The sequence below is a fragment of the Chromohalobacter sp. 11-W genome (assembly GCF_029889905.1).
Taxonomy (GTDB): Bacteria; Pseudomonadota; Gammaproteobacteria; order Pseudomonadales; family Halomonadaceae; genus Chromohalobacter.
The window spans coordinates 283279-305419 of the sequence record NZ_JARANZ010000002.1; the positions used below are offsets into that span (position 1 = coordinate 283279).

At 58.5% G+C, this 22141-nt stretch carries 22 protein-coding genes and 2 tRNA genes; 9 read left to right on the plus strand and 15 right to left on the minus strand.

What is annotated here, in order from left to right; all coding sequences use genetic code 11:
- Window positions 1-33: 33 nt before the first annotated feature.
- Window positions 34-621, plus strand: a complete 588-nt coding sequence (locus OP494_RS04115; protein WP_280539455.1) for a cupin domain-containing protein — start codon at window positions 34-36, stop codon at window positions 619-621.
- 3 nt (window positions 622-624) lie between these two features.
- Here the strand turns inward: OP494_RS04115 and OP494_RS04120 are convergent, their stop codons facing one another.
- From OP494_RS04120 to OP494_RS04175, 12 genes are all read right to left on the minus strand, one after another.
- The gene (locus tag OP494_RS04120; protein WP_280539456.1) at window positions 625-1866 is read right to left on the minus strand and encodes a uracil-xanthine permease family protein; all 1242 of its coding nucleotides are present in this window, start codon (window positions 1864-1866) and stop codon (window positions 625-627) included.
- A gap of 289 nt (window positions 1867-2155) precedes the next feature.
- Window positions 2156-3898: an ABC transporter substrate-binding protein gene (locus tag OP494_RS04125; RefSeq protein WP_280539457.1), complete on the minus strand. Its 1743-nt coding sequence runs from the start codon at window positions 3896-3898 to the stop codon at window positions 2156-2158.
- 57 nt (window positions 3899-3955) lie between these two features.
- A complete protein-coding gene (locus OP494_RS04130; RefSeq protein WP_280539458.1) occupies window positions 3956-4228 on the minus strand; it encodes a DUF2160 domain-containing protein in 273 nt (90 codons plus the stop codon).
- A gap of 12 nt (window positions 4229-4240) precedes the next feature.
- Window positions 4241-5137: a carbohydrate ABC transporter permease gene (locus tag OP494_RS04135; protein ID WP_280539459.1), complete on the minus strand. Its 897-nt coding sequence runs from the start codon at window positions 5135-5137 to the stop codon at window positions 4241-4243.
- 1 nt (window position 5138) lies between these two features.
- Entirely contained in the window at window positions 5139-6017 is an 879-nt protein-coding gene (locus OP494_RS04140; RefSeq protein WP_280539460.1) for a sugar ABC transporter permease, read from the minus strand.
- Window positions 6010-7110 (minus strand): ABC transporter ATP-binding protein, encoded by a 1101-nt coding sequence (locus tag OP494_RS04145; RefSeq protein ID WP_280539461.1) that lies wholly within the window; start codon window positions 7108-7110, stop codon window positions 6010-6012. The genes OP494_RS04140 and OP494_RS04145 overlap by 8 nt, the downstream gene beginning before the upstream one ends.
- A 1-nt stretch (window position 7111) precedes the next feature.
- Window positions 7112-8200: an ABC transporter ATP-binding protein gene (locus OP494_RS04150; RefSeq protein WP_280539463.1), complete on the minus strand. Its 1089-nt coding sequence runs from the start codon at window positions 8198-8200 to the stop codon at window positions 7112-7114.
- A gap of 361 nt (window positions 8201-8561) precedes the next feature.
- A complete protein-coding gene (gene upp / locus OP494_RS04155) occupies window positions 8562-9191 on the minus strand; it encodes a uracil phosphoribosyltransferase (RefSeq protein ID WP_040241590.1) in 630 nt (209 codons plus the stop codon).
- 127 nt (window positions 9192-9318) lie between these two features.
- A complete protein-coding gene (gene ung / locus OP494_RS04160; protein ID WP_178997333.1) occupies window positions 9319-10020 on the minus strand; it encodes a uracil-DNA glycosylase in 702 nt (233 codons plus the stop codon).
- A gap of 37 nt (window positions 10021-10057) precedes the next feature.
- Window positions 10058-10546 (minus strand): xanthine phosphoribosyltransferase, encoded by a 489-nt coding sequence (gene gpt, locus OP494_RS04165; protein ID WP_280539464.1) that lies wholly within the window; start codon window positions 10544-10546, stop codon window positions 10058-10060.
- A 64-nt stretch (window positions 10547-10610) separates the two neighbouring features.
- Window positions 10611-11156 carry an adenine phosphoribosyltransferase gene (locus tag OP494_RS04170; RefSeq protein WP_040241597.1) on the minus strand — a complete coding sequence of 182 codons (546 nt, stop codon included), beginning with the start codon at window positions 11154-11156 and terminating at the stop codon, window positions 10611-10613.
- Between the two features lie 123 nt (window positions 11157-11279).
- A complete protein-coding gene (locus OP494_RS04175; protein ID WP_280539465.1) occupies window positions 11280-11894 on the minus strand; it encodes a riboflavin synthase subunit alpha in 615 nt (204 codons plus the stop codon).
- A 467-nt stretch (window positions 11895-12361) separates the two neighbouring features.
- On the opposite strand from OP494_RS04175, the gene OP494_RS04180 reads away from it, so the two are divergent.
- The 4 genes from OP494_RS04180 (at window position 12362) to OP494_RS04195 (ending at window position 15547) form a co-directional block, all read left to right on the plus strand.
- A complete protein-coding gene (locus OP494_RS04180; protein WP_280539466.1) occupies window positions 12362-13405 on the plus strand; it encodes a methionine ABC transporter ATP-binding protein in 1044 nt (347 codons plus the stop codon).
- Window positions 13386-14039 (plus strand): methionine ABC transporter permease, encoded by a 654-nt coding sequence (locus tag OP494_RS04185; protein ID WP_280539467.1) that lies wholly within the window; start codon window positions 13386-13388, stop codon window positions 14037-14039. Before OP494_RS04180 ends, OP494_RS04185 begins: the two co-directional genes overlap by 20 nt.
- A gap of 124 nt (window positions 14040-14163) precedes the next feature.
- The gene (locus tag OP494_RS04190) at window positions 14164-14991 is read left to right on the plus strand and encodes a MetQ/NlpA family ABC transporter substrate-binding protein (protein ID WP_280539468.1); all 828 of its coding nucleotides are present in this window, start codon (window positions 14164-14166) and stop codon (window positions 14989-14991) included.
- Between the two features lie 82 nt (window positions 14992-15073).
- The gene (locus OP494_RS04195) at window positions 15074-15547 is read left to right on the plus strand and encodes a GAF domain-containing protein (RefSeq protein WP_280539469.1); all 474 of its coding nucleotides are present in this window, start codon (window positions 15074-15076) and stop codon (window positions 15545-15547) included.
- Window positions 15548-15612: 65 nt separating this feature from the next.
- Here OP494_RS04195 and OP494_RS04200 read toward each other — a convergent pair.
- Both OP494_RS04200 and OP494_RS04205 read right to left on the minus strand, forming a co-directional pair.
- Window positions 15613-15689: transfer RNA gene (locus OP494_RS04200), tRNA-Val, on the minus strand.
- A 116-nt stretch (window positions 15690-15805) separates the two neighbouring features.
- Window positions 15806-15882 (minus strand) — tRNA-Val (locus OP494_RS04205).
- Between the two features lie 357 nt (window positions 15883-16239).
- On the opposite strand from OP494_RS04205, the gene OP494_RS04210 reads away from it, so the two are divergent.
- From OP494_RS04210 to OP494_RS04220, 3 genes are all read left to right on the plus strand, one after another.
- Window positions 16240-17004 carry a DeoR/GlpR family transcriptional regulator gene (locus OP494_RS04210; protein WP_246940653.1) on the plus strand — a complete coding sequence of 255 codons (765 nt, stop codon included), beginning with the start codon at window positions 16240-16242 and terminating at the stop codon, window positions 17002-17004.
- 128 nt (window positions 17005-17132) lie between these two features.
- Window positions 17133-18638: a glycerol-3-phosphate dehydrogenase gene (glpD, locus tag OP494_RS04215; protein WP_280539470.1), complete on the plus strand. Its 1506-nt coding sequence runs from the start codon at window positions 17133-17135 to the stop codon at window positions 18636-18638.
- Window positions 18639-18768: 130 nt separating this feature from the next.
- Window positions 18769-19872: an endonuclease/exonuclease/phosphatase family protein gene (locus OP494_RS04220; RefSeq protein WP_280539471.1), complete on the plus strand. Its 1104-nt coding sequence runs from the start codon at window positions 18769-18771 to the stop codon at window positions 19870-19872.
- A gap of 102 nt (window positions 19873-19974) precedes the next feature.
- On the opposite strand, the gene OP494_RS04225 is transcribed toward OP494_RS04220, so the two are convergent.
- A complete protein-coding gene (locus OP494_RS04225; protein ID WP_280539472.1) occupies window positions 19975-21354 on the minus strand; it encodes a class II fumarate hydratase in 1380 nt (459 codons plus the stop codon).
- A 180-nt stretch (window positions 21355-21534) separates the two neighbouring features.
- Here OP494_RS04225 and OP494_RS04230 point away from each other — a divergent pair, with 180 nt between their 5' ends.
- Window positions 21535-21960 carry a secondary thiamine-phosphate synthase enzyme YjbQ gene (locus OP494_RS04230; RefSeq protein ID WP_280539473.1) on the plus strand — a complete coding sequence of 142 codons (426 nt, stop codon included), beginning with the start codon at window positions 21535-21537 and terminating at the stop codon, window positions 21958-21960.
- Window positions 21961-22141: the final 181 nt, after the last annotated feature.

Consider the following 22141-nt stretch of genomic DNA (forward strand, 5'->3'; position numbering starts at 1 on the left):
GACCCGATAACGTCTCATCACAAAGGATCATCCATGAGCGGATTCGACGTCGGCGCACGTCTCAAGCAATTGCGCACGTTGCGCGACTTATCGCAACGCGAGCTGGCAAAACGTGCCGGCGTGACCAACAGCACGATTTCACTCATCGAGCAAAATAGCGTGAGCCCTTCGGTAAGCTCGCTGAAGAAGATCCTCGACGCCATGCCGGTCTCGATCAGCGAGTTTTTCGCTGGCGAGGAAACCAGTCCCCAGGAAAAGGTCTTCTACCGGGCCGAGGAATTGACAGAAATCGGCGACGGCAACCTCTCTTGGCGCCTGGTCGCCGCTCGCCACCCCAGCCGCGATATGTCGATCATCCACGAGCATTACCCATCAGGCGCCGATACCGGCGAAGACATGCTCGAACACGAGGGCGAGGAAGGCGGTGTCGTCATTACCGGCATGATCGAGCTTACCGTCAACGGCGACACGCAATGCCTTCATGCAGGCGACGCCTACTATTTCGATTCGCGCCTGCCGCACCGCTTTCGCAACACTGGCGACGCGGACTGCGTCATCGTCAGCGCCAACACCCCGCCAGGTTTCTCAGAGGGCGGTGCGAGCACACATCATCGCCGTTAGGCGTCATTCATGCTCGGCGGCCGGCGGCAAGATCCAGTTGAGGACGATGCCAACCAAAGCAGCCAGGCTCACGCCCTGCAAGGCGTATTCGCCACTACCAAGCTGCATGCCGCCGATCCCGAAGACCAGGATCAACGATACCACCACGAGATTGCGCGGCGCCGTCAAGGACTGACCACCACGCACCAGAGAGTTCATCCCGACCACTGCGATAGAACCGAACAGCAGTGTCATGATGCCGCCCATCACCGGCGTGGGAATGCTCTGCAGTAACATACCGAGCTTGGAGACGAACGCCAGCAGGATGGCGGTACAGGCCGCGACGATCATGATCGCCGGATTGAAATTGCGGGTCAGCGTCACCGCCCCGGTGACCTCCGAATACGTCGTATTGGGTGGCCCACCGAAAAGCGCTGCCACGGAGGTCGCCAAGCCGTCTCCCAGCAAGGTGCGTTTCAACCCCGGTTTTTCAAGATAGTTGTGCCCCGTCACCGAGCCGATCGCCACCATGTCGCCGATATGTTCGATCACCGGCGCTATGGCCACCGGGATCATGAACAGAATCGCCGCCATGCTGAACGTCGGCGCCACGAAATCGGGCCACGCCAGCCAAGCGGCAGCATGTACCGGTGTCAGGTCGACCACGCCCATCGCTAGCCCTAGCGCATAGCCCACGACGACCCCGCCCATGATCGGGATCAGGCGAATCAAACCACGTCCGAAGACCGCCAATATCAGTGTCACCAGCAGACTCACCATCGACAGCGTGATGGCCTGAGCGTACCCCATGTCGCTGTTCTCGCCCGTCGCCATGTCTACCGCGACGGGGGCCAATGCCAGGCCGATGACCATGATCACCGGTCCCACCACCACAGACGGCAGCAAGCGATGCAACCAGGCAGTGCCTTTCAAGCGCACGATCTGCGAGATCACCACATAGACGAGCCCCGCAACGAACAATCCGCCCAGCGTGGCAGGAATGCCATAGCTGGCTACCGAGCCTTGAATGGGCGCGATGAAGGCAAACGAGGATGCCAGGAACACCGGGATGCTGCGTTGCGTGACGAACTGGAACATCAAGGTGCCAATGCCCGCCGTGAACAACGCCACACTTGGGTCCAGCCCCGTCAACAGCGGCACCAGCACCAGGGCTCCGAACGCCACGAACAGCATCTGTGCGCCGACTAGCAAGGTGCGCACCGGGGTATCGGCCGGCGTGCCTGAAGCCACCGTATCGTCGGTCATGAAAAGCTACTCCTAGCATTGGCGGAGGGAAGAAAGAAAACGCGCGGTATTCTAGCAATCCCGAGCGTTAAATCGCAGCCGCCACGGCCTCAAAGCTCTGATAGGACGCCTATCGAGCGGGTTCTTTTTCTGAACTGCATGTCTGGTCCTTGTTTGCGAAGCGAAAGGCCCCGCTCGATGCATATCGAGCGGGGCCTCAGGTTCCGTTCAGGCAACCGGTTACGCGATTTTGAATTGTCCCGAGCGCACCCGGGGCAATGGCAGGCGAGTCAGATGGCCCGATCGCCGATCATTCTTGGGAATCGGCGGCCATCCACGCCTCCATCATTTCATCGTAGGGAACGGTGGTCCCCTGCGGCATCTCATCATCCAGCTTCGCCTTGGGCGAACCCGGCTGGTCGAGCCAGTACTGGGGGTCACGTTCCTCGTTGAGGTTGGGGGAATACGTCTCGAAGACCTTCGCCCGAGCCAGGCGACTCATGATGCTGTCGAGATCCCCAGCCAAGTTATCGAGTGCCTCCTTAGGAGCAATGTCCCCGCTTACTGCTTGTGACAAATTCTCCCACCACAAGGGCGTCATTCGCGGATAGTCCGGTACGTTGGTGCTCGATGGTGTCCAATTGGCAGCCTTGGGGCTGCGGTAAAACTCCACCAAACCACCCAACTTGGGCGCCATTTCGGTCATTTTATCGGAGAAGACATCAGACTCACGAATCGGCGTCAGACCCGCCAACAACTTCTCGAGCGAGACGGTTTTGGAAACGGTGAACTGAGCAAAAAGCCAGGCCGCCGTGCGCCGATCTTCGGGCGTCGAGTCGAAGAAAGTCCAACCCCCCACATCCTGATAACCGACTTTCATACCCTCTTCCCAATAAGGGCCTGTCGGTGACGGGGCCATACGCCACTTCGGGTTGCCTTCATCATCGGTGACCGGCAGATCAGGCGCCGTCATATCGGCCGTGAAGGTGGTATACCAGAATATCTGCTGAGCGACATGTCCCTGTGCCGGCACCGGGCCGGCCTCACCGAACGTCATGCCGCTAGCTTCAGGGGGGGCATACTTGTCGAGCCAATCGACCATCTTGGTCACAGCGAAGACCGATGCCGGCGAATTGGTGGCCCCACCCCGGGAGACGCTGGCCCCAACCGGCTGGCTCTGCTCATTGACGCGAATACCCCAGTCGTCCACCGGGTTCCCAAACGGCACGCCGGGGCTCCCCATCCCCGCCATGGAGAGCCATGAATCGTGGAACCGCCATCCTAGCGAGGGATCACGACGACCGTAATCCATGTGGCCATAGACCTTGGTGCCATCGATCTCACCGACATGCTCAGTGAAGAACTCGGCGATGTCCTCGTAGGCGGTCCAGTTGGTCGGCACGCCCAGGTCATAGCCATAGAGTTCGCGGAACTGTTTCTGCAGATCCTCGCGCTGGAACCAGTCATAGCGGAACCAGTAGAGGTTGGCGAACTGCTGGGTAGGTAACTGGTAAACACTACCATCCGGGCCAGTGCCATACTGCAAGCCCATGAAATCGTCGAGGTCCAGGGTCGGCAAGGTGTAGTCCGCCCACTCGTTCTTCATGGCCTCGGAAATATTGACGGTCGTACCGTAGCGGATATGCGTCCCGATGGAATCGGTGTCATTAACGTAGCCATCGTAGATATTGCGACCCGACTGCATCTGGGTCTGCATATTATTGACGACATCGCCCTCGCCGATGATGTTATGCGTCACTTCGATGCCGGTCAGCTCGCTGAATGCGTCGGCCAGCACGTCACGCTCATAAACATGCGTGGTCAAACCTTCGGCGACGGTGTTGATCTCCATTCCCTGAAAGGGCTTGGCCGCCTTGGCAAACCACATCAGTTCTTCAATCTGTTGCTCACGCGTCAGTGTCGATTCTTGGAAGTGTTCATCCACCAATCGCTCGGCGATAGCTCGGGTATCTTTCTCATCGGCGTGCACGCTACCACATGCCAGCATGACACCTGCCGCGAGTAGAGAGAGCCGCATTGTTGTCGTTTTCATATTGACCTCTTTGGTTGTTGTCATCCGTTCCTGGACGTTTAACTCCATCCCTTTCTGTCAGCCCCAGCGCATCAGTACCAGTAGCCAGAGCACCGATCCCCCCAAGGCCAGCCAGATACTCAATGGGGTGAAGCCCACTACCACCAGATGGATATAGGCCGCGCTGAGCAGTCCTATGAAGAACCGATCGCCGCGGGTGGTCGAGATCGGCAAGAAGCCCTTACGCTCGACCGTCGGTGAGATGATCTCCCAGGTGGTCATCGCCGCCAGCATGGCAGCGATGACCACGAAGAAGACCATCGTGGGTGTCGTCCAGACCATCCATGCCATGTCGCGACCTCCTCAGGTACGGCCCAGGGCAAAGCCCTTGGCGATATGATTGCGAACGAAATAGACCACCACGATCCCCGGCAGAATGGTTAGGGTGCCGGCAGCGGCCAGTGTCCCCCAGTCGATGCCCGAGGCGCCCTTGGTCTGGGTCATCACCGAGGCGATGGGCTGGGCACCCGTAGAGGTGAGAGTGCTGGCCAGTAGCAGCTCCACCCAGGAGAACATGAACAGAAAGAACAGGGTCACGCCGATGCCCGAGCTGATCATCGGAATGAATATCTTCACGAAGAAGCGCGGAAAGCTATAGCCATCAATAAAGGCGGTCTCATCGATTTCCTTAGGAACACCGCTCATGAAGCCTTCCAGAATCCACACGGCCAGCGGGATATTGAACAGGCAATGCGCTAGAGCGACCGCCACATGGGTGTCGAAAAGCCCTACGGTGTAATACAACTGGAAATACGGCAGCAAAAAAACTGCTGGTGGCGCCATCAAATTGGTCAACAACCAGAAGAAAAGATGCTTGTCGCCGATGAACTGATAACGGCTGAAGGCATAGGCTGCCGGCAAAGCAACGACGATACTGATCAACATGTTCATCAATACGTAGGTGATCGAATTGATGTAGCCCATGTACCAGCTGGAGTTGGTCAATATCTTGGCGTAGTGCTCAACGGTAAAGTTCTCCGGCCATAGAGTCAGTCCGCCGAGGATCTCGTTGTTGGACTGAAAGGACATATTGAGTAGCCAATAGACCGGTAGTAGCACGAACACGATGTAGGCGGCCATCAGCCCCCGACGCCGCCATTGACGGGGCGCCGAGCGGGCCTTGCGTCGACGTCGGTTATCGGCAACTGCCGCGCGCTGACGCACTTCTTCGGGTGTTTTCGGCGATGACGAAGCACTCATCTCATGCTCCCTTGTTGTTGTCTTTCTGCATATTCATGATCGCGGTGTAGAACACCCAGGTGACCAGTAGAATGATCAGAAAATAGATAAGCGAAAACGCCGCCGATGGCCCTAGATCCTGCTGCCCAATGGCCATGGTAGTCAGCGACTGACTGAGAAAGGTCGTCGAGCTCCCCGGACCACCGCCGGTCAGCACGAAAGGTTCGGCATAAATCATGAACGAGTGCATGAAGCGCAGCAGCACCCCAATCACCAGTACGTTGGTGAGCTTAGGCAGTTGGATATAACGGAACACAGCCCATTTCGAGGCGCGGTCGATACGCGCTGCCTGGTAATACGCATCCGGGATCGAACGCAGGCCGCTATAGCAGAGCAAGGCGATGAGCGACGTCCAGTGCCAGACGTCCATCAGGATGATGGTCGCCCAGGCATCCACCGGGTTCGAGGTGATGTTGTAACCATAGCCAAGCTCGCGCAGGCTCCAGCCCATCAGGCCGATGTCGCCGCGCGTAAATATCTGCCAGATACTGCCCACTACGTTCCAAGGAATCAGTAAGGGCATGGTCACCAGAATCAGCGCAGCCGATGCCTGCCAGCCCTTCTTGGGCATGATCAGCGCAATGCCGATCCCCAACGGCACCTCGATGGCCAGGATCGTCAACGAGAAGGCAAACTGGCGCAGCACAGCCGCCTGCAAAGCCGGGTCGTTGAGCATCTCCTTGAACCATTCGGTGCCCGTAAAGAACCGTGTATTGGCATCGAAGACGTCTTGGACCGAGTAGTTCACCACCGTCATCAGCGGTATGACGGCCGAAAAGGCCACCAACAGCAGCATGGGCAGGATCAGCCACCATGCGCGGTTGTTGTAGACTTTATTCATGGTCGATCTCCACGCGGTATTCATCGACGTAAAGCCCGAGACGCTCATCGGGGAAGCGCAGCCAAGCCTTACCGGTCGGGGTCATCTGGTCTTCTTCGATACGCGCCTTGAGCGAGAGGCCACCAAGGGTCAAATAAACAATCGAGTAGGTTCCTAGATCCTGAGCGTGATCCACTTGAGCCGACATCCCGCCTTCCACCGGATCGGTATGCACCTCGATGAATTCAGGCCGGATTCCCAGCTTGATGTTGGAAGACGTCGCTTTCTCGATGGCATCTCGAACCCCTTGCCCCACCGTGAGCGCGGTATCGCCTGCCCAGACCACGCCATCGCGAGCGAAGACGTCCAGAAAATTCATGCCCGGGCTGCCGATAAAGTAGCCGACGAAGGTGTGATTCGGTGTCTCGAAAAGCTCTCTAGGAGTGCCGAACTGCACCACCTGGCCCTCGTACATCACGGCAATCTTGTCAGCGAAGGTGGAGGCTTCGAGTTGGTCATGGGTCACGTAGACCATGGTGATCTGGAAACGTTGATGAATCTCCTTGAGCTTACGTCGCAATGTCCACTTAAGCTGCGGATCAATAACCGTCAACGGCTCGTCAAACAGAATGGCCGAGACGTCATCACGTACCAAACCGCGGCCCATGGACACCTTCTGCTTCTCATCCGCCGTCAAGTTCTTGGCTCTGCGCTTTAGCTGGGAAGTCAGTTCCAGAACATCAGCCACTTCCATGACACGCTCATGGACCCTCGCCTCAGGAGTCTTTACGTTGCGCAGCGGAAAGGCCAGGTTGTCGTAAACCGTCATCGTGTCGTAGATGACAGGAAACTGAAAAACCTGGGCTATATTGCGCGCTTCGGGTGGCAACTCATTAACCACTTCACCATCAAAAAGCACTTCGCCACTCGATGGCTCTAGCAAACCGGAAATGATATTGAGCAATGTCGATTTGCCACAGCCCGAAGGCCCCAACAAGGCATACGCACCGCCCTGCTGCCAGACATGATTCATCTCACGGATGGCGTAGTCTTGAGGTGACTGGGGATTGGCCAAATAAGTATGCGCCAAGGATTTCAGGGTGATCTCGGCCATCTCAAATACCTCTCAGGTGAGTCGGTATATGAACGACCGCACCTTCGTGATCGAAGGCATAAACCTTATGCGCCGGAAAGTAGAGCTTGACCGGCGAGTCAACGCGAAATTCGTGCACTCCCTCAAGATGTACCGTCATGTAGAAGTGTTCGTTGTGCACATGCAGGAAGGTTTCAGAGCCACTGATCTCGGCCAAGTCAACGACCATATGAATCTCGATATCGCTCTTGGCTCGCGGGGTCAACGAGATATGCGAGGCACGAATGCCAAACCGATATTCACCCGGTTCTAACGCGCTAAGATCGTTGCCAACAGGAAAGTGCAACGTATTATCGAAGCTGATTTCAGAGCCGGAGAGGGTCCCTTTGACGATATTGATGGGTGGCTCCGAGAACATCTCAGCCGCCCTGATATCGCTCGGACGGTGGTAAACATCGGCAGTGGGGCCATATTGGAGTAAGCGCCCTTGATGTAATACCGCTGTATTGCCTCCCAGTGCCAGTGCTTCAGCAGGCTCGGTGGTCGCATAGACAGCAATGCAGTTACGTTCGCTGAAGACCGCCCGCAGCTCTTCGCGAAATTCCTCGCGAAGCTTGTAGTCCAGATTGACCAGTGGCTCATCGAACAACACCACATCGGCATCCTTCACCAAGGCACGCCCCATGGCGGTACGCTGCTGTTGGCCACCGGACAGCTCCAGTGGCTGACGATCTAGCAGGTGCTCGATATGCAGCATCTCGGCGATGCTCCGAACCCGACGATCAATCTCGGCGCGCCCTACCTTCGCCAGCTTCAGCGGCGACGCAATATTATCGTAGACGGTAAGGCTGGGGTAATTGATGAACTGCTGATAGACCATCGATACATTGCGATGCCTTACTGAACGCCCGGTCACATCCTGACCATCCATTAAGACTCGCCCTCGGGTCGGCGTGTCGAGTCCCGCCATCAGTCGCATCAGAGTGGTCTTGCCAGAGAGCGTCCGGCCCAACAGGACATTGAACGATCCGGGTTCGAGGGTCAGGTTCATATCAGCGATATGCGTCTCGCCGCCGACCACCCGATCGATGTTTTCTAGGTTCAATGACATACGGATCTCGGCTGTTATTCGTTATGAGATCACGCTGAGTAAGCGTGTAAAATCACGTTAGTCGAGATTCGATTTCAGACACAAATGTTATTTATCGAAAACGATGCTCATGCCGCACAATATGGCCACAAAGGAACCGTAAACTATTGTTTATAAGAATAAAAAACACCTTATAGAACTTTTGTCTACTCTGCACAAAAAAAACAGTACTCGACGCTTTCCAAAAGAAGACGGTCGGACTCTTCGATTTCGAACATAAAAAAGGTCGCATAAAGCGACCCGAGTTCTTGGCAATGAAATCCAAGGATGAGGAGAGTCTGAGCCCACATCAAAAAATCCGATGCGGGCTTGCTGAAGAGTGTCAGCGCGTGCCGAATATTTTATCGCCAGCATCGCCAAGCCCAGGGACGATGTAGCCATTCTCGTCGAGGCGCTCATCGACGGAAGCGGTATAGATCTCCACCTCCGGATAAGCTTCCTGCACCCGGGCGATACCTTCCGGCGCCGCGACCAGGACGATGACTTTCACAAGCGGGCAGCCACGCGCCTTGAGCATATCCAGCGTCGCCACCATGGAGCCCCCCGTGGCCAACATGGGATCGATGACGATCGCCAGACGCTCATCGAGATCGCCGACGAACTTCTCGAAATACGGCACCGGCTCCAGTGTTTCTTCGTTGCGGTAAAGTCCCACCACACTGACACGCGCGCTAGGGATGAGATCGGTAACACCATCGAGCATGCCCAGACCGGCGCGCAGAATGGGCACCACGGTGACCTTCTTGCCTTTGAGCAGTTCGACCTCGAGCAAGCCACCGCTCCATCCCGGAATCTCGGTCTTCTGAGTTTCGAGATCCTGCGTCGCTTCATAGGTCAATAACTTGGCGACTTCGCTGGCCAGCTCACGGAAGCTCTTGGTGCTGATACCGGCTTCGCGCATCAGGCCCAGCTTATGCTTGACCAGGGGATGTTGGATGGCATGAACGCTCATGTCGGGGGATATCCTTTCGGCGATGACGAGCCGAACCGCACTCCACACCGGCCATGCGGGTACGTCACGGATGCGGCCGGAAAGCGGTTCGGATTTGCACGTATTCTAGCGTGCCAGGGGGCGCGGGTTAAGGGGACTCGATGAACTCAGGCTGTGCCGGCAATTGCCAGTCGATGCCTTCTCGGCCCCGTGCGGCCAGAAAGGCATTGGCTTGAGAGAAGTGACGCTGGCCGAAGAAGCCGCGATGCGCCGACAAAGGCGAGGGATGCGGGGCATGCAATACCAGGTGTTTCTGACGGTCGACGAACGATGCCTTCTTCTGGGCATAGCTGCCCCACAGCAAGAAAACCACCCCATCGCATTGCTCGTTGACCACCTGAATGGCACGGTCGGTGAAGGCCTCCCAGCCCTGCCCCCGATGCGCGCCGGCGTTGCCCTGCTCGACGGTCAACACACTATTGAGCAGCAAAACACCCTGACGCGCCCAGGACTCGAGGAAACCATGCGAGACCGGGGTCGTGCCTACATCCTGCGCCAGTTCCTTGTAAATGTTCTGCAACGAAGGCGGCGCCGGGATGCCGGGGCGCACCGAGAAGCACAAGCCATGCGCCTGGTGTGGTCCGTGGTACGGGTCCTGCCCCAAAACCACGACGCGGACCTGATCCAACGGCGTCAGCTCGAAGGCACGAAACCAATGATCCGAATGCGGATAGATCACCTTGCGCGCGGCTTTTTCGCGCGCCAGAAACGCACGCAGCGCCTGCATGTAGGGCGCCTCGAATTCCGCGCCCAAATGATGCTGCCAGCTATCCGGCAAGACTTGAGACATCACGTACCTTCCTTACGCTTGCGTTTGGCGACAGGGCTCATGAATCGCGCGAACGCACCTGGTCGACCAGCGGCTCGACATAGGCAATACCCATGTCCCAGGGAAACTGAATCCAGCAATCCTGCGCGACCTCGGTCAAGCATTGATCGACCAGCGGACGCCCTTCGGGCTTGGCATAGATGGTCACGAAATGCGCCTTGGGCAGCATCTCGCGCACCGCCCGCGCCGTCTTGCCAGTATCGACCAGGTCGTCGACCAACAGCCAGCCATCGCCATCATGATCGACGCCCTTCATGACGTTCAGGCCGCCCTGCTCCTTGTGCTCGTAACTCTTGATGCACACGGTATCGATCAGACGCACGTTGAGTTCACGTGCAATCAATGCAGCGGGAATCAAGCCGCCGCGGGTAATCGCGACGATGCCTTTAAAGTCTCGCTCGACGAGTTGGTGACACAGGACACGCACATCGCGATGCAACTGGTCCCAGGAAACGGTGAACTGCTGGTGATAGCGATCGGTACTCATGGGAAGACCACACGGGGGAATATAAGGGGCTACAGGGCACGTAAAGGCCACGCGCCCACGCTCGTCATTCGTGTTCGGTAAAAGTGCAAACGGCGAACACGCCATGGCCGGCATCACGAATCTTCTGCGCGCCGCCGAGTTCGGGAAGGTCGATGATCGCAGCGGTCTCGACCACGTGTCCGCCGCTGCGCTGGATCAGCGAGGCCGCCGCCAGCATGGTGCCACCAGTGGCGATCAGGTCATCCATCACCAGGATACGGTCGCCTTCGCGAAAAGCATCGGAATGCAGCTCGACGGTCGACTCACCGTACTCCAACGTATAGGTTTCGCTGATGGTCTTGAACGGCAACTTCCCTTTCTTGCGCACCGGCACGAAACTGCAGCCGAGCTCATAGGCGACCGGCGCCCCGATGATGAAACCGCGCGCATCGATAGCGGCAATGGCATCCAGGTTGAGCTCTTGATAACGGTGCACGAAGCTATCGATGAGCTTGCGGAAAGCGGCACTGTTTTGCAGCACCGGCGTAATATCACGGAAATTGACGCCCGGCTGGGGCCAATCGGGGACGGTGCGAATGACCGACTTTATATAATCGCCATAAATGCTCATCTGAGGCTCCATCAGCAATGCACGCGGTTTAGCCGCGACGGGCAGCGGACAAAGCCGCAAATGGTACCCAATGCAACGCCAGGAATCGAGGGTACGCGTCAGAACCTCGATCTCTGTGCAATTTTATACCGTGCCTCGCGCCGCCATGACCCGCTCGACCGTCTCGACGATGGCCTGGGTCTGCGGGTCGATCTCGATATTGACTCGGTCACCCAGCATGCGCTCACCCAACGTCGTGCGCATCAATGTCTCGGGTATCAGGTCGACACAAAAACGCCCACCTTCGAGCGCGCCGATCGTCAAACTGATGCCATCGACGCCAATATAGCCTTTTTCGAACAAGAACCGCGCATGCTCGTCGGGCAACGCAAACCATAGGCGACGATTGTTCGGTGCCTCCTCGAGTTCTGTCAGGGCCGCTTGACAGATGACGTGGCCGGACATCGCATGGCCGCCAATTTCGTCACCGATGCGTGCGGCACGCTCGAGATTGACGTGATCGCCAACGCTCAGCACACCCAGGTTGGTGAGGCGCAATGTTTCACGCATCAGGTCGAAGGACACTCGATCTCCCTCGATGCGAGTCACCGACAGGCAGCACCCGTTGTGCGACACCGAGGCACCGGTTTCGAGCCCATCCGCCATGCCCTCGGGAAACGTCACGACATGGCGCCGGAACTGCGTTTCCTCTTCCACGGCTACCACCGTCCCCACGCCTTGCACGATACCGGTAAACATCTCGACTCCTTGACCAATGCTGTCACGCTCGACAGGCATCATTCTACCATGACCCATCGACGCCCATCGTCAGGCGCCTATACCTTTCAAAGCCCTAAAAACAGGCGATCTTTCTGAATCAATCCCTGGATCGCCGACACTTGGCCTAGAGACATTGACAGGTAACGAAGCGCTCACTAGAATTCGCGACTTCTTGAGCGCCGATTTGTACCCAGATTGCGGGCGCGCCTGGGCATGTCCCGGGAAATACCGCTAAAAGGGTGTGTCCAGCGTTGATGGCCACCCGCCTGGGTGGCCTTTTTTTATGGCCACAGCCTACAAATCCCGCCACATAGGCAGTCCAGTCTCGTTATAATGCTGGGTTTTGCCACATGCGACGCCACTCCAGGCATACAAGCTTCGATCCCCAACGGTCGCCGGCGTGCCACTGGCCATGACGTCCCAACGCATCGACCCAAACGAAGACGATGATCAAACTCGAAGGTGTCTCCAAAACCTATGGGGCTGGCCCCACGGCGGTCCATGCCCTCAAAAATATCGACCTGGAAGTCCCGAAGGGCGCCATCCATGGCGTGATCGGCCTCTCCGGGGCCGGTAAGTCGACGCTGATTCGCTGCGTCAACCTCCTCGAACGCCCGACCGAGGGCCATGTTATCGTCGACGGCCAGGACTTGACCCAGCAGGACAGCGAAGCCCTGCGGCAGTCGCGCCATCAGCTCGGCATGATTTTCCAGCATTTCAATCTGCTCGCCTCGCGCACGGTTTTCGACAATGTGGCGCTACCGCTGGAGCTGATGGGCGTATCGAAAGGCGAGATTCGCGAGCGCGTCGGACCGCTGCTCGATCTTACCGGCCTAACCGACAAAGCCACGCAATACCCGGCGCAACTCTCGGGAGGGCAGAAACAGCGTGTCGCCATCGCGCGCGCCCTCGCCAGCCGCCCCAAGGTGCTGCTCTGCGACGAGGCGACGTCCGCCCTCGACCCACAGACGACGGCCTCGATCCTCGAGCTACTGCAGGACATCAACCGTAAGCTGGGGCTGACCATTCTACTCATTACCCATGAGATGGAAGTGGTCAAGAGCATCTGCCACCGTGTCGGCCTGATCTCGGATGGCGAGCTGGTGGAAGAAGCCGACGTCGGCGATTTCTTCACCGCACCGGCCACACGACTGGGACGCGATTTTCTCAACGCTTTTCTCGAACTCGAACCACCGCAGGCGCTGGTCGAGCGCCTCGAGGAAGCACCCGGCGAACATACGCATCCCGTGGTACGCCTGGCGTTTTCTGGCGCCAATGTCGCCACGCCGCTCATTTCGCGCCTGGCACGCGATAGCGGCGTCGATGTCAGCATCCTGCAAGCCAAGGTGGAGTCGATCCAGGGGCGCACGCTAGGCCTGATGATCGCCGAGCTCATCGGCACGCCCGAGACGACGTCACAAGCGCTCTCGCAACTCGAATCCCACGATATCAATGTAGAGGTACTCGGCCATGTCCAGCGCAATGCTTGAACTGATTCTCGAGGCCACTTTCGATACCCTCTATATGGTCGCCCTGTCAGGCGCGGTCTCGGCCGTGATCGGCATCCCCCTCGGGGTTCTGCTTTATGTCACGCGGCCGGGGCAGATCCTCGCACAGCCAGTCGCCCAACGCGTACTGGGAATCGTCACCAATATCGGCCGCTCGATTCCCTTCATCATTCTCATGGTGGCGATCATCCCCTTCACGCGCCTCGTCGTCGGCAGCTCCATCGGCACCAACGCCGCCATCGTGCCGCTCATTATCGCCGCGATCCCCTTCGTCGCGCGCCTGGTAGAAGGAGCGCTCAACGAAATCCCCCCGGGCCTGATCGAAGCCGCTCAAGCGATGGGCGCCACCCCACTGCAGATCATCACCAAGGTGCTCCTGCCAGAAGCCAAGGGCGGCATCATCAACGGCCTGACCATCACTGTGGTCACGCTGGTCAGCTACTCGGCCATGGCCGGTGCCGTCGGCGGTGGCGGCCTGGGTGACCTGGGCATCCGTTACGGCTACAACCGTTTCGAACCGCTGATCATGCTCATCACGGTAGCGATACTGGTGGTCATGGTGCAGGGCTTTCAAAGCCTTGGAGACCGCTTAGTACGTAAGGCCGACCACAAATGAGCGCGTGGCCAGGGGATAAACGTAAAGCTATAGTAGGCAACACTTTTATACTCAAAAAAGCATAAATGCTTTTCGGGAACCATCGCACATCAGGCAACAACGCCTCATTCAAGGAGCTCGCACCATGAAAGACACTCTGGCCCAGGCCCTACACCCTGTTCGCCTCCTCGGCGCCGCCGCACTACTCGGTGCCGGCTTGCTCGCCGGCTGCGGAAGCGATGACGCCGAGACACAATCGATCAAGGTCGGCACCGTGGCAGGACCGGAAACGGACGTCATGAAAGTCGCCAAGGAAATCGCCAAGAAAGAATACGATCTCAATGTAGAGATCGTTGAATTCACCGATTACGTTTCCCCCAATGCGGCCCTCGCCGATGGCAGCCTGGATGCCAATGCTTTCCAGCATGAGCCGTACCTGAATAGTATGGTCGAGGATCGCGGTTACGATTTCGCCATCGCCGGCAAGACTTTCGTCTACCCGATCGGCGCATACTCCGAACGCTACGACGACATTTCCAGTGTACCCGACGGGGCCACCATCGCACTGCCCAACGACCCTTCCAACGAAGGGCGCTCGCTTATTCTGATGCACAACGAAGGACTGCTAGAACTCGACGATCCGGAAAATCTCGAAGCGACACCGGTGGATATCAGCGAAAACCCGCATGACTACGAGTTCCGTGAAATCGAAGCCGCCCAACTGCCGCGCGTGTTGCCCGATGTGGACTTGGCCTTCATCAACAACACCTTTGCCCAGCCGGCAGGCCTCAGTCTGGACGACGCCTTGATCAAGGAAGGGCCGGAGTCGCCCTACGTCAACTTGATCGTGACGCGCAAAGACATGCAGGACGACGAAGCGATCCAGAATCTGGTCAAGGCGTATCAGTCGCAGGCCGTCATCGACAAGGCCAACGAACTGTTCAAGGGCGCCGCAGTCCCCGGCTGGAAGTAACCGCCCTCCGCTGTTTCATTCGACAGGCCGGCCCCACGGGGCCGGCCTGTTTCGTTATCATCCTCATTCACCCGGAGACATCATGAGTGACTACGCCCTGCTCGCCCGTCAGTTAGAAACCCTGCTGGACACCCGCGACTGGCTGACCAACGCGGCACAGACCTGCGCCTTTCTGAAACACGAGGTCAGCGACCTGAACTGGGCCGGCTTCTATCTTCAACGCCAACCCGGCACGCTCATCCTCGGGCCTTTCCAGGGCTTGCCGGCCTGCAACCCCATTCCTTTCGAAAAAGGCGTGTGCGGTGCCGCCGCCACGACACGGCGCACGCAACGTATCGCGGATGTCCATGCCTTTCCCGGTCACATCGCTTGCGATGCCGCATCACGCTCGGAGCTGGTGGTACCCATCGTGCACGACGGCGAACTCTGGGGTGTGCTGGATCTCGATAGTCCGCGCCCCGAGCGCTTCAGCGAAGACGACCAACGCGGAATCGAGCGCTTGGTTGACATCTTCATCGCCGCCAGCGACCTCTCCACACCCAGTGTGACTGGATAAGCTCGACGGCACGAGGCGCGAACGAAAACGCCCCCGCTGTTTTGCAGCGGGGGCGTTCAATATTCTGGTAGGACCGAGCGGATTTGAACCGCTGACCTCCACGATGTCAACGTGGCGCTCTAACCAACTGAGCTACGGTCCTGCAAATCGGGATCTGCAAAATCGATTGTTGGCAGCATTAGACGCTAGATACTTAGCATCTCAAGCACTGATTATGTCAAGCGGTACTGATATGAAGTACTGCTGGCATTAAGCGCTTGGTAGGACCGAGCGGATTTGAACCGCTGACCTCCACGATGTCAACGTGGCGCTCTAACCAACTGAGCTACGGTCCTATTTTGCACTAGCTTTGGCACTGCCATTACTGCCGTTGCCAACTCTGGCCTTGGCAACGGATGCGCATTTTACGCAGACCGTAGAAAATTGCAAGCCCCGACCCAAAAATTCGCCAAGGTTCAAACGCTTGACGCGAGTCCCGGCACATTTCCATGGCTGCGTATAAAAGTTCGTTTTAGCGGATAAAACTTATGTCTACTTTCGTTTTACAACAATTATAATGTCTTTTTCCGCACTAGTGCATGGTTTAACATAGCCTTCCAGCCTGCACTGCACCGCCTGTGCAACGTTCGCGTCTATCCACACGACATGGCTCATTCATCGGCCGTTTTACTCGCCAGGTAACGGAACCTCCAATGACACAACAAGATCGCCACGACGCCATCGTCACCCTGGTTAAGCATCAGGGCTACGCCTCTATCGAGCAGCTCACACAGCATTTTTCCGTCACGCCACAAACGATTCGCCGCGACCTCAACCAATTGGCCGACGAAGGCGCGATCAAGCGCGTGCACGGTGGAGCCGGTCTCGAATCGAGCACCGTCAACACCGCCTACCATACGCGCAAGACACTCAATGCCGATGCCAAGCAGCATATCGCTGAATGCGTCGCCGCGCAGATTCCCGACTCCGCCTCCTTGTTCATCAACATTGGCACCAGCAATGAAATGGTCGCCGAGGCACTACGCGACCACCAGGGCCTAGAGGTCATTACCAACAACCTCAACGTGGCGGCGATCCTTCAGCACAAGGAGGACTTCAACGTCATCATCGCTGGCGGTCAAGTGCGCTCGCGCGACGGCGGCATTATCGGCGAAGCCACGATCGACTTCATCAATCAGTTCAAGGTCGACTACGGCATCATCGGCATCAGTGGCATCGACGATGACGGCTCGTTGCTCGAATTCGACTATCAGGAAGTCCGTGTCGCCCAGGCCATCATCCGTAACTCGCGCCAGGTCTTCCTGACCGCCGATCACTCCAAGTTCCACCGCAATGCCGTGGTGCGCCAGGGCAACATCTCGCAGATCGACGCGTTGTTCACGGACCGCCAGCCACCCGACGGCATCCTGCGCCTACTACGCGAATACGATGTAACACTGCATATCGCCGACGCCTGATCGACTTGCCCCGCTAACGGCGTCACTCAGTGGCGCCGTGTTCGTTTCGTCGACTTGATGTTCGTTTTCGAGTACGCTACTTTCATATTCGAACAATCGACTTGCGAACCAACCTTGCGGAGCTTGCCATGAACGCCTCCCCCCGACAGGACATACTCGATCTTTTCGTCATCGGCGGTGGCATCAATGGCACCGGTATCGCCAATGATGCGGCAGGCCGCGGCTTGCGCGTCGCCCTGAGCGAGCAACGTGATCTCGCCAGCGCAACCTCCTCGGCGAGCAGCAAATTGATTCATGGCGGCCTGCGCTATCTTGAGCATCGAGAGTTTCGCCTGGTGCGCGAAGCGCTGCACGAGCGTGAAGTGTTGTTACGCAAGGCACCGCATATCGTCTGGCCGTTACGCTTCATTCTTCCGCACCAGCCGCATTTACGTCCGGCCTGGATGATCCGCACGGGCCTGTTTCTCTACGACCACCTCAGCCAGCGTGCCAGCCTTCCCGCTTCAAAAGGGTTGCGATTTGACGCCCAAAGCCCCCTCAAACCAGATATCAAGCGCGGTTTTGAATATTCCGACTGCTGGGTAGATGATGCCCGGCTCGTCGTGCTCAACGCCATGCAAGCGCGCGAACACGGCGCCGATATCCAGGTGGGAAGTCGCTGCGTCGGGGCGCAGGAAGAAGATGGCCTCTGGCACATCACACTGGAAGATGTCACCACGGGCAAGCGCCATATACGATACGCGCGCGCCTTGGTCAACGCAGCCGGGCCTTGGGTAGAGCAGGTGGTGCGCGAAAACGCCCAGCGCGATTCGCGCTACGGCGTTCGCATGATCCAAGGCAGCCATATCGTCGTGCCGCGTCTCAATACCGACGAGCGCGCTTATATCCTGCAGAATCAGGATCGCCGCATCGTCTTCGTGCTGCCCTATCAGCAGGACTATAGCCTGATCGGCACGACCGATGTGCGCTACCAAGGCGATCCCGCCCAGGTCAATGCAAGCCGTCAGGAAATCGACTATCTGCTCGACGTCGTCAATCAGCATTTCACCCAGACGCTCTCTCACGAGGACATCGTCACCACCTTCTCTGGTGTGCGGCCGTTGTGCGATGACGAATCCGCCGACCCCTCTGCGATGACCCGCGACTATACGCTCGATCTCGACGCCCGCGGTGCACCGCTGCTGTCAGTCTTCGGGGGCAAGATCACCACGTACCGCAAGCTGGCCGAAGCCGCCCTCGAGCAACTGAAGCCCTACTTCACCGAGATAGGAGCGCCCTGGACCGCCGAGGCATCGCTCCCCGGTGGAGATATCGACTCGCGCGAGGCATTTGCCATGCAACTCGTCCGCGATTATCCGTTTTTGGGAGAGGCTCGGGCACGGCGTTTGGCCTCGAGCTATGGCGCGCTATGCCTGCGCTTCCTGCACGGCGTCAGCCGCGAAAATCAGCTTGGCGAGGCGTTCGGCGCCGGCCTCACTCAAGCCGAAGTCGACTACTTGGTGCATGAGGAATGGGCGCGTTCACCGGACGATATCCTGTGGCGACGGACCAAGCTGGGCCTGCGTTTCACGCCCGAACAGCATCAGCGCCTGACCGCCTATCTCAATCGTCATTGCCAAGGGCATGCGGCCTGACGAGGCGATTGACTGACATGTTTTAGCTTGGCATCACCACCAGTTAGGGTGCTACGCTCGATCTCCACGCTGACCATGGACGGTAACGCCCCGGCATGGAGCCAGGGGTCGGCGCCGCCGGAACGAGGCCATGATGATTGAATATGTCGTCGAGATAGTGCTTGCCCTGCTCGCGCTCATCGCGTTTATTGCCACTGCCATTCCATGGCTCAATTTACGCTACTGGTGGGTGCGCGGTTTCGACTTTCCACGTCTGCAACTGGCGGCGCTCGCCGCCGTGATTTTCTTCGCTTTACTCTGCGTGCTGCCCTGGTCTCCACTGGGCTGGGTTGGTGCCATCGCGAGTTTGATCGTGCTCGGCGTGCAAGGCACGCGCATTTTTCCCTGGACATGGCTGGCAAAACGCCAGGTGGTGAATGCAGAAGGCGAAGACGCCTCACGTCAATTTTCGTTGCTGGTCGCCAACGTTCTCACGCCCAACCGCCAGTCTGCATCGCTGATGCGCCAGATCCACGAGGTCGACCCCGACATCGTACTGACCCTGGAGTCGGACGCCTGGTGGGGAGAGCGCCTCGACGAAGCGCTGACCGAGAGCCACCCGCATACCGTCAAGATTCCCCTCGACAACCTCTACGGCATGCATTTGTATTCGCGTCTCTCGCTGCATGAACCGCATGTCGAGTGGTTGATCCAGGACGACATCCCATCGATACACGGCTGGTTCGAGCTGCCAGGTGGCGAGCGTGTGCGCTTCCATGCCGTACATCCACGCCCTCCCGCGCCCGGCGAAAGCGATGAATCGCTATGGCGCGATGCCGAGCTGCTGCTAGTCGGCCAGACGGTCCGAGACTCGGATCAACCCACGCTGGTCGCCGGCGATCTCAACGACGTGGCATGGTCGAAGACGACACGCCTGTTCTGTCGCATCAGCGGCATGCTGGATCCTCGCCGCGGACGCGGGTTGTACAGCACCTTCCACGCCGAACATCGTTGGCTACGCTGGCCGCTGGATCACGTCTTCGTCAGCGAGCACTTCACCTTGGTCGCACTACGCCGCCTCTCGGCGTTCGGTTCCGACCACTTCCCCATTCTCGCGACCTTTCGTTATCGGCCGGCGCGTGCCGATGAAAACGACAGCCCGGACGCGGATCGCGAAGAACGACAGGACGCCGAGGAAACTATCGAGGAAGCCCATGAACGGCGTGGCGAGGAGCCCGTCAAGAACGACGATTGAGCCTGTCTATGTCACCCACCGAGATGGCAAAGTGCAGTGGGTTAAATAAATTGGGCGCCCGTGAGGGCGCCCAAAACAAGCCATGCCTACCCACCTTTCACGTCACTCGGGAATGCCGCCTTGTGTCAGCTGCGTGGGATCGAGCAGGCGTTCGAGTTCCTCACGAGACAACTCGGTTTCTTCCTCGGCCACATCGATGATCGGCCGCCCGGCCTGATAGGCCTTCTTGGCGACCTGCGCCGCCGCGTTATAACCGATGACCGAGTTGAGCGCAGTCACCAGAATGGGATTGCGCGACAGCGGCGCCTCGATATTGTCGCGCCGCACGTTGAAGGTAGCGATGGCGCGATCCGCCAATAAGGTGCTGGCGCGAGACATCAAGCGCAGCGACGTCAGCAGGTTCGAGGCAATCAACGGCAACATGACATTGAGCTGGAAATTGCCGCTCTGCCCCGCCACCGTGATCGCACTATCCAGCCCGATCACCTGTGCCGCGGTCTGCGCCGCTGCCTCGGGAATCACCGGATTGACCTTGCCCGGCATGATCGAGCTGCCTGGTTGCAAGGCCTCGAGTTCGATCTCGCCCAGCCCTGCCAAGGGGCCTGAGTTCATCCAGCGCAGATCATTGCTGATCTTCATCACCGCGCAGGCATAGGTACGTAGCTGACCGGACAGCTCGACGGCGGCATCCTGCGAACCAAGGCTGGCGAAGAAGCTATCATTGGGACGCAGGCTGAGCCCCGTCTGCTCACCCAGCGTCTTGGCGACTCGCTCGGCGAACTCGGGGTGGGCGTTGATACCCGTGCCCACCGCCGTGCCGCCGAGCGCTAGGCGTGTCAGCCGCTGCTGGGTGCCTTCCAAGCGTTCGATGGCCTGAGCGACCTGGCTGGACCAGCCGCCCAGTTCCTGACTCATGCGCACCGGCATGGCATCCATCAGGTGGGTACGCCCGGTCTTGACGACATCGTCCACCTCGTGCGCCTTGGCATCGATGGCCGACTGCAGATGACGCAAGGCGGGAAGCAGCGCTTTCTCGACCTCCAGCGCCGCCGACAGATGCAACGCGGTGGGGATGACGTCATTGCTCGACTGCCCCATGTTGACATGGTCATTGGGGCCGACCTCGGTGCCGCTCTCGCCGGCGAGATGCGCGATCACCTCGTTGACGTTCATATTGGTCGATGTGCCCGACCCTGTCTGGAAGACATCGATCGGAAACTGATCGCCATGCTCACCATCGACGAGACGCTGGGCCGCATTGATGATCGCCTCCGCGCGCTGGACGTCGAGCAGGCCAAGGTCACGATTGACGTTCGCCGCCGCCAGCTTGACACGTGCCACGGCCTGGATGAACGCAGCGGGCATGGGCTGCCCACTGATGGGAAAATTGTTGATGGCACGCTGGGTCTGGGCGCCATACAGGGCATCGGCGGGGACTTCGAGCTCCCCCATGCTGTCGCGTTCAATGCGTGTCTCGCTCATCACACCCTCCTGATCGGTTGAGACCACCGTGCACGCGCCCCATCATGGCGATATCCGTCGCTATCGACGATCATGACGGTCGCCCATCCGGCGCACACGAGCCCGGCGACTATCAATGTAAAATTGTGCTGCCGATGGTGCCTTTCAAGGCATCGTCATTATCTCTCGGGAGAATCCATCATGTGGCATCGCTCCACGCTCACCCTGAGTCCACGCCGTCAGGGCTTTCATCTCATCACCGACGACATCACCGACCAGCTTCCGGCGCTCGCTTGCGTACGTCTCGGTCTCTTGCATCTACAATTACTGCATACGTCCGCGTCGCTCACTCTCAATGAAAACGCCGACCCTGACGTGCGCCACGACATGGCGCTTTATGCCGAACGACTCGCCCCTCAAGGCATCGACGGCATGCACCACACGCTGGAAGGGCCCGACGACATGCCGGCGCACGTATTGGCCAGCCTCTTCGGTACGCAGCTAACGCTGGCCGTCGAGTCGGGGCGACTCGCCACCGGCACCTGGCAAGGCATATGGCTAGGCGAGCATCGTCAGCACGGTGGGCCACGCCGCATTCTCGCCACCCTCAACGGCGACGACGCATGAGCCGTCGCGTGAGGTTCTGTATGAAAAGTCGACGAGCGATGGACAGACAAGGCAAAATTCGGCGAAAACGGACCGGGCTGGCGCACCAGTTTACGTGTTGTAAATGAGTATTTTGATCGGACTCGCGCACGAGCCGATTTTTAACGCCGTATGGGCGAGCGCAGGCAGTTTTCGTATAGAA

Coding starts and splice junctions, on each gene's coding strand:
- OP494_RS04115 (WP_280539455.1), top strand. CDS start 34: ATGAGCGGATTCGACGTCGGCGCACGTCTCAAGCAATTGCGCACGTTG.
- OP494_RS04120 (WP_280539456.1), bottom strand. CDS start 1,866: ATGACCGACGATACGGTGGCTTCAGGCACGCCGGCCGATACCCCGGTG.
- OP494_RS04125 (WP_280539457.1), bottom strand. CDS start 3,898: ATGAAAACGACAACAATGCGGCTCTCTCTACTCGCGGCAGGTGTCATG.
- OP494_RS04130 (WP_280539458.1), bottom strand. CDS start 4,228: ATGGCATGGATGGTCTGGACGACACCCACGATGGTCTTCTTCGTGGTC.
- OP494_RS04135 (WP_280539459.1), bottom strand. CDS start 5,137: ATGAGTGCTTCGTCATCGCCGAAAACACCCGAAGAAGTGCGTCAGCGC.
- OP494_RS04140 (WP_280539460.1), bottom strand. CDS start 6,017: ATGAATAAAGTCTACAACAACCGCGCATGGTGGCTGATCCTGCCCATG.
- OP494_RS04145 (WP_280539461.1), bottom strand. CDS start 7,110: ATGGCCGAGATCACCCTGAAATCCTTGGCGCATACTTATTTGGCCAAT.
- OP494_RS04150 (WP_280539463.1), bottom strand. CDS start 8,200: ATGTCATTGAACCTAGAAAACATCGATCGGGTGGTCGGCGGCGAGACG.
- upp (WP_040241590.1), bottom strand. CDS start 9,191: ATGAGCGTTCATGCCATCCAACATCCCCTGGTCAAGCATAAGCTGGGC.
- ung (WP_178997333.1), bottom strand. CDS start 10,020: ATGTCTCAAGTCTTGCCGGATAGCTGGCAGCATCATTTGGGCGCGGAA.
- gpt (WP_280539464.1), bottom strand. CDS start 10,546: ATGAGTACCGATCGCTATCACCAGCAGTTCACCGTTTCCTGGGACCAG.
- OP494_RS04170 (WP_040241597.1), bottom strand. CDS start 11,156: ATGAGCATTTATGGCGATTATATAAAGTCGGTCATTCGCACCGTCCCC.
- OP494_RS04175 (WP_280539465.1), bottom strand. CDS start 11,894: ATGTTTACCGGTATCGTGCAAGGCGTGGGGACGGTGGTAGCCGTGGAA.
- OP494_RS04180 (WP_280539466.1), top strand. CDS start 12,362: ATGATCAAACTCGAAGGTGTCTCCAAAACCTATGGGGCTGGCCCCACG.
- OP494_RS04185 (WP_280539467.1), top strand. CDS start 13,386: ATGTCCAGCGCAATGCTTGAACTGATTCTCGAGGCCACTTTCGATACC.
- OP494_RS04190 (WP_280539468.1), top strand. CDS start 14,164: ATGAAAGACACTCTGGCCCAGGCCCTACACCCTGTTCGCCTCCTCGGC.
- OP494_RS04195 (WP_280539469.1), top strand. CDS start 15,074: ATGAGTGACTACGCCCTGCTCGCCCGTCAGTTAGAAACCCTGCTGGAC.
- OP494_RS04210 (WP_246940653.1), top strand. CDS start 16,240: ATGACACAACAAGATCGCCACGACGCCATCGTCACCCTGGTTAAGCAT.
- glpD (WP_280539470.1), top strand. CDS start 17,133: ATGAACGCCTCCCCCCGACAGGACATACTCGATCTTTTCGTCATCGGC.
- OP494_RS04220 (WP_280539471.1), top strand. CDS start 18,769: ATGATGATTGAATATGTCGTCGAGATAGTGCTTGCCCTGCTCGCGCTC.
- OP494_RS04225 (WP_280539472.1), bottom strand. CDS start 21,354: ATGAGCGAGACACGCATTGAACGCGACAGCATGGGGGAGCTCGAAGTC.
- OP494_RS04230 (WP_280539473.1), top strand. CDS start 21,535: ATGTGGCATCGCTCCACGCTCACCCTGAGTCCACGCCGTCAGGGCTTT.